Origin of the sequence: Stakelama flava (genome assembly GCF_019351405.1) — a bacterium.
In the GTDB taxonomy this organism is placed as follows: domain Bacteria; phylum Pseudomonadota; class Alphaproteobacteria; order Sphingomonadales; family Sphingomonadaceae; genus Sphingomonas; species Sphingomonas flava_A.
In genome coordinates this window covers 1-16,098 of record NZ_JAHWZX010000018.1, presented here as the reverse complement: position 1 = coordinate 16,098, position 16,098 = coordinate 1, and the positions used below count along the sequence as shown (strand labels likewise).

Annotated in this window: 13 protein-coding genes and 1 pseudogene; 9 read left to right on the top strand and 5 right to left on the bottom strand. The window is 63.2% G+C overall.

Going from position 1 to position 16,098, the window contains the following annotated elements; genetic code table 11:
• Nucleotides 1-72 precede the first annotated feature (72 nt).
• The 5 genes from KY084_RS14725 to KY084_RS14705 all read left to right on the top strand — a co-directional run bounded on the left by KY084_RS14725 (nt 73) and on the right by KY084_RS14705 (nt 5,259).
• Nucleotides 73-1,065 (top strand): DODA-type extradiol aromatic ring-opening family dioxygenase, encoded by a 993-nt coding sequence (locus KY084_RS14725; RefSeq protein ID WP_219239243.1) that lies wholly within the window; start codon nt 73-75, stop codon nt 1,063-1,065.
• Between the two features lie 122 nt (nt 1,066-1,187).
• Nucleotides 1,188-2,045: an HpcH/HpaI aldolase family protein gene (locus tag KY084_RS14720; protein ID WP_219239242.1), complete on the top strand. Its 858-nt coding sequence runs from the start codon at nt 1,188-1,190 to the stop codon at nt 2,043-2,045.
• Entirely contained in the window at nt 2,045-3,595 is a 1,551-nt protein-coding gene (locus tag KY084_RS14715) for an acetolactate synthase large subunit (RefSeq protein ID WP_219239241.1), read from the top strand. The genes KY084_RS14720 and KY084_RS14715 overlap by 1 nt, the downstream gene beginning before the upstream one ends.
• Nucleotides 3,596-3,608: 13 nt before the next feature.
• Nucleotides 3,609-4,508, top strand: a complete 900-nt coding sequence (locus KY084_RS14710; RefSeq protein WP_219239240.1) for a substrate-binding domain-containing protein — start codon at nt 3,609-3,611, stop codon at nt 4,506-4,508.
• A 1-nt stretch (nt 4,509) separates the two neighbouring features.
• The gene (locus KY084_RS14705; protein WP_219239239.1) at nt 4,510-5,259 is read left to right on the top strand and encodes a siderophore-interacting protein; all 750 of its coding nucleotides are present in this window, start codon (nt 4,510-4,512) and stop codon (nt 5,257-5,259) included.
• A gap of 319 nt (nt 5,260-5,578) precedes the next feature.
• Here KY084_RS14705 and KY084_RS16455 read toward each other — a convergent pair whose 3' ends face one another.
• Nucleotides 5,579-8,440: an SEC-C metal-binding domain-containing protein gene (locus KY084_RS16455; protein ID WP_246587220.1), complete on the bottom strand. Its 2,862-nt coding sequence runs from the start codon at nt 8,438-8,440 to the stop codon at nt 5,579-5,581.
• Nucleotides 8,441-8,459: 19 nt separating this feature from the next.
• On the bottom strand, nt 8,460-8,585 hold the full coding sequence (locus KY084_RS16630; protein WP_281421917.1) for a hypothetical protein: 126 nt from the start codon (nt 8,583-8,585) through the stop codon (nt 8,460-8,462).
• Between the two features lie 128 nt (nt 8,586-8,713).
• Between KY084_RS16630 and KY084_RS14695 the strand changes: the two genes are divergently transcribed.
• The gene (locus tag KY084_RS14695; RefSeq protein ID WP_219239238.1) at nt 8,714-10,210 is read left to right on the top strand and encodes a hypothetical protein; all 1,497 of its coding nucleotides are present in this window, start codon (nt 8,714-8,716) and stop codon (nt 10,208-10,210) included.
• A 441-nt stretch (nt 10,211-10,651) separates the two neighbouring features.
• On the opposite strand, the gene KY084_RS16450 is transcribed toward KY084_RS14695, so the two are convergent.
• Nucleotides 10,652-11,215: a transposase gene (locus KY084_RS16450; protein ID WP_246587218.1), complete on the bottom strand. Its 564-nt coding sequence runs from the start codon at nt 11,213-11,215 to the stop codon at nt 10,652-10,654.
• A gap of 149 nt (nt 11,216-11,364) precedes the next feature.
• Nucleotides 11,365-11,766, bottom strand: a pseudogene (locus tag KY084_RS16445) (IS110 family transposase); the annotation flags it as partial.
• 586 nt (nt 11,767-12,352) lie between these two features.
• Here KY084_RS16445 and KY084_RS14685 point away from each other — a divergent pair.
• From KY084_RS14685 to KY084_RS14675, 3 genes are all read left to right on the top strand, one after another.
• Nucleotides 12,353-14,086, top strand: coding sequence for a ParB/RepB/Spo0J family partition protein (locus KY084_RS14685; protein WP_219239237.1), 1,734 nt, complete (start codon nt 12,353-12,355; stop codon nt 14,084-14,086).
• Between the two features lie 62 nt (nt 14,087-14,148).
• The gene (locus KY084_RS14680) at nt 14,149-14,373 is read left to right on the top strand and encodes a sigma-70 region 4 domain-containing protein (RefSeq protein WP_219239236.1); all 225 of its coding nucleotides are present in this window, start codon (nt 14,149-14,151) and stop codon (nt 14,371-14,373) included.
• Between the two features lie 60 nt (nt 14,374-14,433).
• Nucleotides 14,434-15,345: a HEPN domain-containing protein gene (locus KY084_RS14675; protein WP_219239235.1), complete on the top strand. Its 912-nt coding sequence runs from the start codon at nt 14,434-14,436 to the stop codon at nt 15,343-15,345.
• Here KY084_RS14675 and KY084_RS14670 read toward each other — a convergent pair.
• Complete coding sequence (locus tag KY084_RS14670) at nt 15,342-15,704, bottom strand: hypothetical protein (RefSeq protein ID WP_219239234.1); 363 nt, start codon at nt 15,702-15,704, stop codon at nt 15,342-15,344. The two genes, KY084_RS14675 and KY084_RS14670, sit on opposite strands and share 4 nt — an antisense overlap.
• Nucleotides 15,705-16,098: the final 394 nt, after the last annotated feature.

Sequence of the window (16,098 nt, the reverse complement as noted above, 5' to 3'; positions counted from 1 at the left end):
CCCGTATTGAATTGGCGTGGCGATGGCGCGGGGCTTATTTGAGAAACTGCGTTGCAAGGAGTGGAAACAACCATGGCAAAGATCGTATTCGGCATGGCCGTTCCGCATAGCGGCATGCTCGGCCAGGCACCCGAGGACTGGCTTACCAACGGCGAACGCGACCGCAACAACCCCGAATTGTGGTATCGCAACAAGACCTGGACCTATCCCGAGCTGGAAAAGGAGCGCGGCGCTGCGTTCGAACCCTATCTGACGCTTGAGGAGCGCACCGCGCGATCGAAAAAATGTCGCGCGGCGCTTGACGAAATGGCGGAGGCGTACAAGCGCGCCGATGTCGACGTCGCGATCATATTGGGCAAGGATCAGAAGGAAATCTGGCCGCATATATCGCCTTCGATCGCGATCTACAGCGGCGAAGACGTGCATAACGGCCCGCCGCAGCGCAAGGTTTATGCCCCCGACCATCATGTCGTGCATAAGTGCCATCCGAAGTTCGCCACCTATCTGCTGAAGACGATTCAGGGGCAGGGGTTCGATCTTGCGGATCTTCAGGAATGGCCGGAAAATGTCTGGATGGAGCGGTTGGGCGAACAGCCCGGCTATCCGGTGGTCCCGCACGCATACAGCTTCGTCTATCACCAGATCATGGGCGACAGCCCGCCGCCGCACGTGCCGGTATTGTTTAACCTGTTCTATCCGCCGACCCAGCCATCGATGGCGCGTTGCATCGAATTTGGCCGCGCTCTGCGCGATGCGATCGAGGCATGGCCCGAGGATATTCGCGTTGCGGTGATCGCGTCGGGTGGACTGTCGCATTTCGTGAATGACGAGGAATTCGACCGCGACGTGATGAACAAGCTCGCGGCCTATGACTATGAAGGCCTCGCCGCCATTCCCGACGGTTATTACCAGTCTGGCACGTCGGAGGTGAAAATCTACAGCATCGTCATGATGGCGCTGCAGCACACCGGGGCGGAGATGACGCTCGTCGATTATGTGCCGTGCTGGCGCACGGCGGCGGGCACGGGCGAGGGCATGGGCTTCATGTACTGGCAGCCGAAATAATCGTTTTTAAGAGCTTGAGGCGGAGCCGCAGCGGACGAGTTCCTATCGCTGCTGAACCGTATTGATCGGCGGCAGCGCGCGCTTGCCGCTAGGCTTCGCCCCGCATTGATGGACAGGATTGCATGACTGAAACACGCCTTAACGGGATCATCCGCGCCTGGGAATCGGGTAAGCCCGCCTTTTCCTGCTTTGCCAAGGTCGACAGGCTGATCGCGCAGGAAATGACCGACGCCCCTTATGACGGGATCGTGTTCGAGATGGAGCACAACCCCTATGACGTGGCGGGGCTGGGCGACGCGCTGCAATATATGCTCAACCGCAAGAAGATCGCCGAGAGCGGATCGGTCGCGCCGTCGGTGACGCCGATCGCGCGAATTCCGGCGAATGGCGCGGAAGTGAATCAGTTTCAGGCAAAGCAGGTGCTCGATCGCGGCGTATACGGCGTCATCACCCCGCATGTCTCGACGGTGGAGCAGGCGTGGAATGCGGTGGCTTCGTGCCGCTATGCCAAGCCGAAGGGCGCGGCACTGTACGAGCCGAAGGGGGTGCGCGGTGACGGTCCGGCGTCGGCCGCGCGCTATTGGGGCCTGTCGCAGCAGGACTATTACGCGAAAGCCGATGTCTGGCCGCTCGCCCCGCATGGCGAGATTCTGGTCGGGATGATGTGCGAGACGCCCGAGGCGATCGACAATCTGGACGAGATATTGGGCAATGTGCCCGGCATCGGCCTCGTCCTGATCGGTGAAGGCGATCTCAGCCAGGCGCTGGGATATCCGCGGCAATATGAACATCCCGAGGTGGTCGACGCGATGAACCGCATCGTTTCCATCTGCCGCAAACATGACGTGGCGGTCGGCAACCCGCACACCAATGCGAAGAATGTCGAACGACTGCTGGACGAGGGGTATAAATTCCTGATGTCGGCGCCGACGCGAAGCTATGGCGTGGTCGGGCAGGGCCGCGAACTGGCGGGCTATTGATGAACGGCGCCGAAAGTCTCGTCACCACGCTGGTCGACCAGGGAGTCGACATCTGCTTTGCCAATCCCGGCACGTCGGAGATGCATTTCCTCTCCGCGCTCGACAATCCGAAGATGAAAAGCGTGCTGTGCCTGTTCGAGGGGGTGTGCACCGGCGCCGCCGACGGCTGGTACCGGATGACGGACAAGCCCGCTTCGACGCTGCTCCATCTCGGGCCGGGGCTGGCCAACGGACTTGCCAATATCCACAACGCCAAGCGCGCATCGAGCGGCATGGTGAACATCGTCGGCGAGCATTCGCTGAAGCATCTCAGCTATGATCCGCCGCTCACCTCCGATATCGAGGGGCTGGCGCGGCCACTGTCGTACTGGGTGCGGCGCGCGGACAGTTCGACAACGATCGCGTGGGACGCGGCGACGGCGGTGGCCGAAGCATCGTCGCATCCGGGCAAGATCGCCACTCTTATCCTGCCCGGCGATACGGCGTGGAAGAATGCGGGCGAGGCGGTCCTGCCGCCCGCCCGGCCTTCCGGCCGCAACGCGCCCGATCAGGCGCGCGTCGATCAGGTCGCGAAAGTGCTACGGTCGGGTGAGCCGGTGCTGATGATTCTCGGCAACAAGGCGACGCGCGGGCGCGCGCTTGAATTGGCGGGCAAGGTTGCGGCGGGAACCGGTTGTCGGCTGGGCTCGCAATTCTTCACCGCGCGGATCGAGCGCGGAGCCGGACGCGTGCCGCTCGAACGCATTCCCTATGCGGTCGCGGGCGGGCAGGCGTTCCTGAAGGATTTCCGGCACATCGTCACCGTCGAGACGAAGGAGCCGGTGGCGTTCTTCAGCTATCCCGACAAGCCGAGTCTGCTCAAGGCGCCGGGAACGACGGTCCATTCGCTGGTCGAACCCGACGAGGACAGCGTGGCGGGATTCGAGATGCTGATCGACGCGCTCGGCCTGAAGGATACCGCGCCGGTGCTGCAGGAGCGGGTCGAAACACCGCCACCTAGCGGGGCGCTCAATCCGGAGAGCATCGCCAATGCGCTTGCCGCGGCGCTCCCCGAAAACTGCATATTGGTCGACGAATCGCTGACCACCGGGCGGCAGACGATGGGCTTCACCATGGGCGCGCTACCGCACGACCTCATCAACAATATGGGCGGTTCGATCGGGTACGGCACGCCGGTCGCAACCGGCGCAGCGCTTGCCTGCCCCGATCGCCGGACCTTCTGCATGGTCGGCGACGGCAGCGCGATGTACACGATCCAGTCGCTCTGGACGCAGGCGCGCGAGGGGCTGCCCGTCACCACGATCATCTTCGCCAACAACCAATATGCGATCCTGAAGGCGGAATATTCGAACATGGGCGCGGGCGAGGCGCCGGGGCCACAGGCGATGTCGATGATCGATATCGACCGGCCGACGATCGACTGGGTCGCCATGGCGAAGAGCATGGGTGTGCCCGGCGTCAGCGTCGACACGGCGCATGATTTCCACAGCGCGATGGTGCGTTCGGCCGGCGAGCCGGGGCCCTCGCTCATCGAAGTGAAGCTCTACTGAAGGGACGGCGGCGATGGCAAGTACCGCGACGACGACGCTGAAGGCGAATATCCAGGATTATCCGCAAACCATGGCGCTTAAGGAAGGGCGGGTGCGCGCTTCGGATATCGTCGAACTGGATATTTGCGGTCCGGAAAAGGCGCATAGCGGTTTCAAGGCGATGCTGCGCGAAAACGCCTTTGATTGCGGTGAGCTCGCCATTGTCACCGCGCTTCAGGCAAAAATCTACGACAAGCCCTGGGTGCTGCTGCCGATCCCGATTTCGGGGCGGTTCCAGCATCATTGCGCCGGCTTCAACAAGGAACTGTTTCCGGGGCTTCAACCCAAGGATATCGAAGGCAAGCGCGTCGGCGTGCGCACTTATGCCCAGACCACGGGCCTTTGGGTTCGCGGCATCCTGAAGCACGAATATGGCGTCGACCTCGACAAGGTGACGTGGTGCACGGTGGGCGACGGACATCTCGCGGAATATGAAGACCCGGCCAATTGCGAGCGGCTGCCAAAGGGATCGGATATCGGGCAGATGATGCTCGACGGCGAACTGGTCGCGACGCTTCAAGGTGTCGATCTGCCCAAGGATCCGCGCGTTCAGCGGCTCGTCCCCGATCCGTTCGAAGCGGCGAAGGACTGGTATGCGCGCGAGGGCGTCGTGCCGATCAACCATATGTTCGCGGTGCGCGCCGACCTGTCGAAGGAACGGCCGGACGTCGTTCGCGAGATCTTTCGCATGCTGGTCGAAAGCCGGGAGATGACCGAGGGGGGACTGCCCGATCCGTTTCCGCCCGTCGGGCTGGAGGCCAATCGCAAGGGCATCCGGATGGCGATCGATTGGGCGTATGAACAGAAGATCATCCCGCACAAGATTGAGGTGGACTCGCTTTTCGACGAGACCACCGCATCGCTGGGAGCCTGATATGACCGAACGGCATAAGACCACGCGCATCCGGCGCGAGCGCCGCCGCCGCCAGCTGACCGTGACCGAGCGGGTCGAGCTCAGCCCGCACATGATCCGGCTCACCTTCACCTCCCCCGATCTCGCCGATTTCGAAAGCCAGGGCGCGGACGACCATATCAAACTGTTCTTTGCTGATGCCGAAGGCGGCCGGGCGATGCGCGACTATACCCCGCGCGCGTTCGATATCGAGGCGCAAACGCTCAGCATCGACTTTGCAATTCATGACGCCGGGCCCGCCACTGCTTGGGCATTGAAAGCGCAGCCCGGTGATACGCTGAGCATCGGCGGTCCGCAGGGGTCGACCGTTATCGCCGACGATTTTGACTGGTATCTGCTGATTGGTGACGAGACCGCGCTTCCCTCGATCGGGCGTCGACTGGAGGAATTGCGGCCGGGTGTACCGGTGTTCGTTGTCGCGAGCGTCGATGCACCGGAGGACCGCTTCCCGCTTCCCGCGCGCGAAGGACTTGCCGAATACTGGACTTTCCGCAGCGAGGGCGGGGACGAGGCGGATCGCATCGTCGCCGTGCTCGAAGGTCTCACCCTGCCGGACGGCGAGGGCTATGTGTGGATCGCGGCCGAGGCGACGGTTGCGCGCGCAGTGCGCTTCCACGTCATCGAGGCGATGGGCCATCCGCGCGAATGGACCAAGGCTGGCGGTTATTGGATCGCCGGCGAGAGCGGATCGGAAAAGCGCATCGACGACTGACGTTTTGCGACAATTTGCGACATTTTCCCGCCGGCGGTGACAAAGTCGCGCGGCAAAGGCGCTTCACAACGGCCGCAATCTTCATCGAAGGTAAGCTTCGGAGCCCTTCTCGAACGCGCTGCTGCGCACAGGAAGGGCGACCAGCAGGTCATCGTATCGACCAGCGAGGATGTCGAGACCCTCATGCCGATTCTGAGCCGCTTGGAATACAACAGAACAATATTCGACGGCTATGTGCTCCAGGCCGTGCCAGATCAAAGCGAAGCTCAAACTTAGTGGATATGACGACGGCCAATCCGACGAATACGTCCCCAGGCTGTCAGCGTCCGTGACAATGCTTGTATTTCACGCCGGATCCGCAAGGGCAGCGCTCGTTGCGACCGATCTTCGTGCGCCTTTCCGACGGTTTGGGTTGTTTGCCGCGCCTTTGGTCGAACAGCGCCTGTAAGGCCGGCGGCGGTACAAATTCGCGCTGCGGTGGCCCCCCATTCTTCCGCAGCCCCGAGATCAGCGCCTGCTGATCGGCAAGCGCCGCGCGATGCCCGGCATGCATCGCATCGCGGTATGGGAGGATGCGCTGGAGTTCCGCATCGGCGGCATCGTGATCGCCGCAATAGGCGAGCACGACCGCATAGAGCGCCCGTGCCGGCAGGACTTCGGAGAGCAAGCCCATCGACTGGATGGTGGGGAAGACCGTCTTTTCCAAGACATCGCGGGCGCCCTGGAAATCGTGGATCCAGACCAGCTCGTCGACCAGATCCTGCCCGACCCGCACCATCGATTGCGGCGTCCGGGCGAGCTCGTAGAATTTCATCGCATGGATGCGGGCGAGGCCCGAACGCAGCCCCATCCCCCCTTGCGCCTGCGCATAGAGGTCGAGGCTGTCGGCGATATGCTTAAGCGTGTCCGTCAAATCCCGGCGCTTCGGGAGCAGCGGCTTCAGCTCCGGCGCGTTGCGTCCGACCACGTCTGCCGGGTCGAGCCCGAGAATATCATAATATTCCGAGACCAGCTCCGCCGCCTCGTTGGCGGCGTCGGAATGCTGTCCTAGCTTGAACAGGGCCAAGGCGCGGTTGTAGCGAAAGATGCGGCGATGCTTGGCGCTATCGGGCAGCAGCGTTTCGACCTCGGCGAACATTTCGAGCGTGCCCTCGACATCCTCATTGCCCGAAAGCGCGAGCATGCGCTTGTTACCCCAGGCGAGCCAGGCATCGTCATCGAGATCATGCCCGTCGACCAGGGCCTTCATCGCCGTCAGCCGACCGAGTGCCCGATCGACAAGGCCTTCGCGCAGGTCGTTGAACACCAGCCCGTCGAGCGCCCACAGTCGGGTGTCGGCATCCGCATCGACGTCGTCCGCAATCGCGATCAGATAAGGTTCGATCTCGGGCCAGGCGCCCATTTCATGGAACAGCTCGTCGGTCGCGATCTGGACCAGCACGCGCGACTGACCTGTTTGCCCGAACAGGCGGATGAGCAGGCTGAGCTTGCCCACGCTCCAGTTCTGCCGGATCGAAGCGACGATGATATCACGCAAGACGGACCTGACCTGCAGCTGGCGCTCGGCACCGCTTCGGGCGAGGTCCCCCTGAGCCAGAACCCGGACCGCATCGTGAATTTTGATCCCGGCATTGCCGAACAATTCAAGCGCGCCGGTCGCGGGGAGGTCGCGCAGCCTGAGCGTGCTCGCCTTTGCGTCGATCGCGAACACCTGCTGGAGCAGCCGGGAGGATTCGTCGCGCGACAGCGCGATATCGGCGAGGCTCAGCACCACGATCGTCTCGCGCTGTTCGGCGGAGAGGCCCTCGAACGCGCGCTTGAGAATGATCTCCTGCGCGATCGCCACGACATGCGTCTGCGCTTCGACATCGGCGCACAGCGCTGCGATCGATCCCCCATATTCGCGCGCCGCGACGGCCGCTGCGTTGAGCACGTAGAAGGGCAATCCGCCGGTCAGGCGCGAGAGCCGCTCGCAATCCGCGAAATCGGCGCGGCAGCCGGCATCCGTCACCGCCGCAGCGATGGTATCTTCGTCCCAGCCGCTCAAGGTTTCGGCGCGAACCCCGAGACCTGCCTCCAGCGCCTCGACCTCGGGACCGGGCTGGCACAGCATCAGGAACCGGACGTTGGGCGCGCGGGCGACGATCGCCGCCAGGTCGGCCGCGGGCACGCGGTGCGCGTTGTCGATGACGACATGGGCGTGCTGCGCCCCTTCGCCGAGCTTGACGCTGAGCGCGCCGAGCGTGTCCAGCCCACTGGCCCCGGGAAGGAGGATCTCGCCGAGCACTTCGCGCGTCCGGCCGAACATCCTCGCCGCGAATTCGCGCGCCAATGCCGACGCCAACGCCGGCCCCGGGGTCTCGACGACGTCGAGATAAATGACGGCCACAGGCGCGTGCAGCGCAGCCTCGGCAACCCACGCGGTCTTTCCGGCCCCCGACAGTCCGGCCACGATCCGCACATGCTCCTCGCCCAGCAAGGGCGGCTCGTCGATCTGCGCGCGGTAGACGAGCGGCGGGACCGGCAGCTCCTGCATCTGCACGACGAGCTGCTCGAACAGATCGGGCAGTTCGTCGCGCGAAAAGCCATGATCCTCGCGGGGTGGCGCGCCGGCAGAAGCCAGCATCACCAGACCGGCAAGCTTCCAGGTCAGCGTCTCCGGCCGCAGCATCGCGAAAGGAAGTTCCGCCGCCAGCGCGCTGCACGCGGCAACGGCCTCGGCAACGTCCCTCGGCGGCCTCGGAAGGCAAGGCTCGCCCGGCTCGGGACTATCCGGCCAATGCAACTCGACATCCTCGGGCCAGTCGGGGGATGCGCGCAGCGCGGTCAACTTTGCCGCTGGCGCCGCGTTGGAGGAAATGACGAAGCGCGCCGAGCTGGTGCGAGCGCCGCTTTGATGCTCCTCCCGGATTGCGGCGAAGCGCGCGAGCGCGCTTTCGACATCGCCCATCGCGAGCGCCTCGAGCCGCGTTTTGATCTGGACGTAGATCCTGCGGTTCGCGAGGACAATTTCGACATCCTCGTCGCCTTCGACCACGACACGCTCGACACCGGCCGGGCCGGCCCGCAGCAGACAGTTCGCGCCATAGAGATGCTGGTAGAGAAATCCTCGGTGGAGAGCCTCGATCCTCACCAGCTGGCGCGCATCGATCACTTCGATTTCGGTTTGCCTGTCGGCCATGCAAATCCCTCGGGCACCGCTAGAACTCAGTAAGAACGCGATAATCGACCAGCGCCGGGTCGATCGCATAGGCGTCAAACCGCGCCTGCCGCTCGGGAAGGTCGTTGTAACAGCTAATGGTCGAGCGCGTGGTGCGCAAATCCACTCGGTCCAGTGCTTGGCGGTGACGGGGGATCGGGCGGCGCATCGCGCTAATTCATCATCGAGGGTGGACGATCGCAAGACAATTCACGAGCGCTACTTGTCTCCGGGCAAGATGAACCAATCTCCTATTTGTGGCATCGCGGCGGGAAACGACGCCAATGGGGGAGGTCCGGTCTGAGCAAGATTACATCGGCAATCCGGTTCTCGCGGCATTTTGGTATCGATCCGGCGCGGCTTTCACTGGCCGGCGTGCTCGATCCAACGCTCAATGTCGACACCGCCCTGTTCATCGACCCGATGCTGCTCGAGCACAGCAGCCATGCTGAAATCCGGGAGGGCGCACGCGGTTCGTATGAAAAGCATTTCTCTATGGCGATCAAATTGCTCGCTGCGGCCAACGCGAAGGGCGGCGTGGCTTGGCGCAATGCCGAGCGACTCCTGTCCTTCCCCGAGATCAACGGCACCTGCCTAGGCTATGGTACCGCTTCGGTGGCCGGGAGCGGATCGGGGCCGCAGGCGACCGCAAGCCTGATAGAAACAGCCCGCGACATCGTCGCGCTTGGCATCAACGATCCCGACCTCTTTGCCGCAATGGCGTTGTTCGAGGAAGGCTTCGGACCCGACCGCATCAGCGACATGACCACCAACGTCATCTTCGAGGATCTGCTGAGGTTTAACACGCGCGTCCTCGCGACGCTCGACGTACCCCTCCAAGTCCATATGCTGCGTTTGAAAAATGGCAAAAGCTATTCCGCGAAGCTGCCCGCCCACCCGTTCATCCGCGGCAATGGCCCCGTCATCTTGGTGCCGGCGGACATCCTGCGGGCGCTGCCGATCGCCAAGGACTGGGCCGACATTAGCACAGCCGCCTCTCAAAATGCTGAGTTGCGCTCGCGGGTGAATGATCACGTCGCCGCACTTTGGCAGGCTAAGACGCTCAAGGACAAGGGGGAACTCAAGCGCTGGGCGATGTCGGGCACCAACGCGTTCGAGACCGTGCTCGAGATGCTGCGCGGAGCAAACCCGAAGCCCTATGACATGGCGGGCGATCCATTCGGCGAGCTTGTCTGGCGCAGGATCGCCGAGGAGATCGCCGCCAGCGAACCGCGGTCGATCACTCCACTGCGGTCGCCGGACGCCGCCGGCGTCTGCGCGGTCGTCGAGGACATCATTGCCCAGTTCCGCTTCCTGATCGAGGATCGCCGCTTGTCGGAAGAACTCTATTATCAGGGCAAGCCGCGCCCGGAGAAATCGGCCCAGCGGCTCTTCTTCGCGATCGCCTACGCCTATTGCAAGGCGAACAATATCGACCTCACGCCCGAGGCCGATACCGGCAATGGTCCGGTCGATTTCAAACTCTCGACCGGTTTCATCTCACGCGTGCTCGTCGAGATCAAGCTATCGACCAACACCAAGCTGGTCTCGGGCTACACCAAGCAGCTCGAACGATACTCGGCCGCTGAGGAAACTACCGCAGGCTATTATGTCGTGCTCGACGTCGGTCAGATGGGCCAGAAACACGAACGGCTGATTGGGGCGCGCAACGATGCCACGTTGGCCGGGCAGAAAGTGTCGCCGATTGAGTTGATCGACGGTACGCGCAGACAGTCGGCGAGCAAGCTCTGAACCGCGCCGCATTGATGCGATGGACCGCAATGTTCCGCACCATGCCATTTGATTGATGCATGAACGAACGGCAGCTTTCGGGGTAAATCTGGGGGGGTCGGAATGACCGAGATTAGGGCGCAGAGCAGACATTGCATCCGACTCACAGTCGCGCAGGGAGACAGCTCGAGTCGGCTCGGGTGCCGTGATCGAGTTGAGTACGCGCCGCTTTTGAGCCGGGCGATGAGAACACTGTTGGGTCAGCGCGCCGGTGCCTTTGGTCAAGCGACTTGAACATGCGCACCGGCCACCCGGCGACTGTGGGTGAGCCTCTAACGACGGATTTGGCTCCAGCATGTGATTCAGAGAAGCTACTCTACGATTCGCGACGGAGACCAAACCTGCCGCTCCCGCAAGGGAGCTAGTCGATCAAGTTCGGCGGACTTGGCTCCACCATGTAACTCAGAGACGCATCTCTACGGTTTGCATCGGAGACCAAATCCGCCGCTCCCGCAAGGGAGTGCTGACGCTTTGGGTAGGGCACAAAGTCGCAGCCGTTTTCCAGATGCTGAGCATCGCGGTTGCGATCTTTCTTGCGACCGCGAGCCGAGCTTTTCGATAGCCGACCCGAGCCCTGAGAGCGGCGCCCCAGTCGCGAATTGCGCATTGCTCGACCGAGCGGGTAAGCATCACGCTGGCGGCGAGGAACAGGTGGCTGCGTGTCATCGCGTTTCCTGTCCGTGTGATCCGCGCATGATGAAGCGAGGTGCCGGACTGCCGCAGTTTCGGCACCATGCCGAGATACGCCCCCACGTCTGTCGAGCGGGCAAACCGATGAGGATTTTCGATGATGCTGTAGAAGGAGGCGGCGCAGATTGGCCCCACGCCAGGCACCTGCATAAGGCGGCGCGTGACCGGATTCGTTTGTGCAAACTTTGCGATGCGCCGATCCGCTTCGACGATATAGGCGGTAAGTTCCTCACATATCCAAGCATCGGCAGCAGGCGCTCGCTCGCCCCCTCGCATCCGAGCGCGAGGATCGTGGCGGCCTCAGCTTCGACTTTCGACCGAAGTTGCTTGTTCAGAGGTAGAGTTTTGATCCTGCTGCCGTTGTTCCGCAACAAAGAGCGCAACGAACATAAGATGGCTGTGCGCTGACGGACCAGCTGCCGCCGTACAATGAGCTCTTCGCGTAGCGTTTGGCACTCGCTGCTCCGAATGTGGATCGCGAGTTGGCTGGCTCGACCCAGTCGGGCAATGTCGGCAAGGCCCCGCGCATCGTTTATGTCGGTCTTGTTGTAGCGAATCGACAGGAATCGATGCGCTTTGCTGGCGACAGCGATGGAGAATGGGAAGCCGAGGTCCCACAATTGAAGAGCCAGACCTCGGTCTGTGCCGCTCTCCATTACCATGTCAGCTATTTGGCCGCCGCGGAGGGACGCCAGTGCTTCCGAGATCGCTGCCGCCTCTGACGGAACGGCGCGCTCTAGAAGCGGCAGTTCGCCGTCTCCAAATACGCATATGCTCGTCTGCGTCTCCCCGACATCGAGACCGATCCAATAAGGCGAATGCTTCATAGCGCGAGCTCCGCATTCGAAAACGGGCACCAACATGGGCTCTGGGTAGCGTCGGGTGGCGCGCCCCCAAAGAAAGGTTTCGGCGATCCGCTTCCGGTGTCTTGTGGACGCCAGCGATTATGCTCTCAGAACATGACCAGTCCGTGACAGCGCTGCGTGTCGGCCGGTCGGGCGTTTGGCGCCTCCGGCGCGACCGTGCTCTATTCCGCTGGCGCTCCATCGAGCCCCGGATGGGTCTCGGCCGCTGACGCGGTGACGATCAGCTAACGCGGGGACCGGCTGGCGCGGCTCAAGCGGAACGCGGGGTTCAGCGGAGCGCACACTGGCGGCTTTGTTCCAAACCGCCAGAGGTCACAGCGTCTTTGATTGCCGCGCGGCACACCCGATCCGGCCGGAGGGCACGGCAGCGGCTGGTGCACGGCATGCGCGCGCACGCCGCCGTGCCGGCCGTCCGGCTTCGAGAGTGCATGTTTGTTGGGCTCCTTCGGAGCCGGTGCAGCGCGCCGCTCAAGCGGGACTGCCGGTCCGCTCCTCGCCGCCCACCCCCTTTCCGGGGCGGTGCGGTGTTTGAAGAAGGAGCAGAATCATGGAACTCAAGCATATCGACATCGCCAAATTGAGCGTTTCGTCCGTCAACATGGGGGGTGCGAAGAAGGCACCCGACATCGCCAACATCCTGCCGTCGGTCAGGGCGCGCGGCGTGCTGGTGCCGCTGATCGTGCGGGCCAATGGGAGTCCCGACACCTACGAAATCGTCGCGGGCAAACGGCGGTACCACGCGGCGCTCGCGGTGGCAGAGGAAGGCGGCGGCATCGACGAACTGCCCTGCGCGGTGATCGACGCAGGCGACGACGCGGCAGCGCTCGAAGCCTCGCTGATCGAGAATATCGCAAGGCTCGACCCCGACGAGGTCACCCGCTGGGAGACGTTCACCCGGTTGGTGCGCGAAGGTCGCAGCCCCGAGGATATCGCGCTTACCTTCGGGCTTACGCAGCTACAGGTGAAGCGCACGCTGGCGCTCGGCAATCTCCTGCCGCGCATCCGCACGCTTTATCGCAACGAAGCGATCGACCCAGTGACGGTGCGGCATCTGACCCTCGCGTCCAAGGTGCGCCAGCGCGAATGGCTGGCACTGGTAGATGATCCCGAAACCCGCGCGCCGGTAGGCCAAGGTCTCAAGGCATGGCTGTTCGGCGGCGCATCGATCTCCATCACGGTTGCGCTGTTCGACCTTTCCACGTTCGCCGGCGAAACCGTTTCCGACCTGTTCGGCGAGGACAGCTATTTCGCCGACAGCGAAGCGTTCTGGACCGCGCAGCATGCTGCCGTTGAAGAACGCGCCGAGACCTATCGCGAAGCGGGATGGCGCGAGGTCATTGTCCTCGAACCCGGGCAGCCTTTCCACACATGGGAGCATGAGCGCCGCGCCAAGCGGCAGGGCGGCAAGGTCTATATCGCCATCGGCTATCGCGGCGAGGTGACCTTTCACGAAGGCTATATCAGCCTCAAGGAAGCGCGGAAGCTGGCGAGCGGCGAAGCGCCGGAAAAGCCCAGGCGCCCCGAAATTACCGCCACCGGCAACGACTATGTCGACCTGCATCGCCACGCGGCGGTGCGCGCGAAGCTCGCCGAGGCGCCGGGTGTGGCGCTGCGGGTGGCGGTCGCGCATATGATCGCTGGCTCTGCCTTATGGGCGGTTCGGGTCGAGCCGCAGCGCACGACAAGCGAAGCGGTGGCCGAGAGCGTCGAAACCTGCGCGTCCGACGCCGCGTTCGACAAGAAGCGTAGGGCAATGCTGGCGTTGCTTGGGTTCGACGCCGAGACGCCGACCATCACCGGCGGGGAAGGCGAGGGGCTGGCAGCTTTGTTCGCCAAGCTCGTGAAGCTGGACGACGCGCAATTGCTCGACATTCTCGCCATCGTCATGAGCGAGACGCTCGACGCACGCAGCGACATCGTCGATGCCATCGGCCTCTATCTGAACATCGACATGGCCCCGGTCTGGCAGGCGGACGACGCCCTGCTCGACCTGATCCGCGACCGCGAAACGCTCTCCGAAATGGTCGCCGAGGTCGCGGGACGCGAGGTCGCCGAGGCGAACGCGAAGGAGAGCGGCAAGACGCTGCGCGGCATACTTCGCGACTGCATCAGCGGCAGCAACGGACGGACCAAGGTCGAGGGCTGGGTGCCGCGCTGGCTGCGGTTTCCGGCGTCGAGCTACACCGAGCGCGGCGGTGTTCGCGCTGCGGACCGTTCGGCGGTGATCGCGAGCCTGATCGCAGCCGAGCCCGATATCGAGCCGGTCCGCGAGGCCGCGTGACCTCTTCTCCTTCCCGGCGGCGCTCGCCGTCGCCGGGCCGTTCCTGTGAAAGGAGCCACATCATGGCCCATGAGCCCAATCTTGCCGAGGTCCTGCGGCGCATCGAACAGGCGCTCGCCACAATGGACGAACTGCCGCTTGCCGTGTTCGAGCGGGCGCGGTTCCGGGACCTCGATTATGCCAGAATCGCCGACGAACTCGGCATCAGTGTCGCCGAGGTCGAGAAGCATCTGGCAGCAGCGATGCTGCATATTGTGAACCACACCGATCCGGCCGGCGGGCATTGAGCCCGCCGACATGTCATCTATTTGCTTGGCATTTGACCCCGAAGACGCGAATCTGTCCCCATGAAGACAAGCCTCGACCATCTACCCGAAGGCAAGCGCCGCGAGCTGGCGCATGTGGTCGAGGTGCTGCACGACGGGTTCGCGTTTTCGACCAGCCGCCGCACCCAGGAACACACGCGCGGTGGGCAGATTCTCAAGATCATTCTGTTCGGCAGCTATGCGCGGGGCGACTGGGTCGAGGACCCGGTCGGGCGCTATTTCTCCGATTATGACCTGCTCGTCGTCGTCAATCGCGAAGAGTTTACCGACGTTTCGGAGTACTGGGACAAGGCCGAAGCGCAGCTGCTCGAAGAGCTTTCGGCGGGGCATCATCTGCGCACGCCCGTCAGCCTGATCTATCACAGCCTTGACGATGTGAACGAGAAGCTGCGGCTCGGCCGCTACTTCTTCATGGACATCCTTCGCGACGGCATCGTGCTGTTCGAGGAGGACGGCTATCCGTTCGTCGAACCGCAGCCGCTGTCACCCGAACAGGCATTGCAGGAGACGCGGGACTATTTCGAGGAGTGGTTTGAGAGCGCGGAACGCTTCTTTGTGAACGCGCGCGATAATGCGGCGCGCGGGTGGAATAAGGAAGCAGCCTTCCTGCTGCATCAGGCAACCGAACGCTTCTATCATTGCCTGTTTCTCGTCCGCACGCTCTATTCGCCCAAGACCCATAATCTGAACCGGCTGCGCGAGATGGCTGAAGAGCTGGAGCCGTCGCTGCGGTCTGTCTGGACGCGCGAGAACCGGTTTCAGAAGCGCAGCTATTCGCTGCTGCGCGACGCCTATGTGAAGGCGCGCTACTCGCGTTCTTATCGAATCACGCCCGAAGAACTGGCGTGGATCTCCGAGCGCGTCGCGCTGCTCCAAAACCTCGTTCGCGAGACGTGCAAGCTGCGCATCGAGACGCTCGCCAAGGCGGCTTAAGCCGCTCTTCTTTCCTTATCCGCGAAGCGGAATTCCTGCTGCAGATCGTCATCGGAAGCGCCTGCCGGACACAGCGCGTCGGCACCGGCGGCCACGCTGATCCAGTCGATCCGCCAGCCCAGATCAACCACATCGCCGCGCGTTTCGCGCGCGATAGCGATCAGCCCGGCGCCTTCGACATCCACCGAAAAGCTGCATTCATCGCGCTCGCTATCGTAACTGCCGCGCAGCAACGTGCCGTCGGAAACGGCGATCGCAAAACCGTCTTGGACGGCTTTCGGCGACAGGTGCAGCACGGTTTCTACATCGCCTGACAGCCGCAATCTGGCATCGCCGCAGGGCTCTATCCGGATACTCATATGGCGCGCTCCGCTGTTCGAATCGGGAAAGCAGGAACGATAGAACAAATAGCGAACATAGGGAAGGATGTGGCGCCGGGAGACGGGGGCGGGGGTAAGGCAAGGTAAAAGGGGTGCCTCCATGAGGCCCCGAAAGTGGCGTCTGCACGTCGCTTTTGATGGAGCCAAGCCAGCGCGGCCGCGCCGGACATGCCTCCGGGGTGGCGCCACAGCTCGCGCTATGCTCGCGTTTCTGCGGCTGACGATGGCGCCACGGTTGGAGGCCCTTGCAGCCTTTCCTTTGCGTACCTTCATTTCCTGTTTTGAGCAGGATTTCGTCCGATGGCCGACGACGAGTTCACGCTGTGGCTGGGCCGGATCGGCAACGACCGGCCTTTCGCGCACCAGCTTCGCA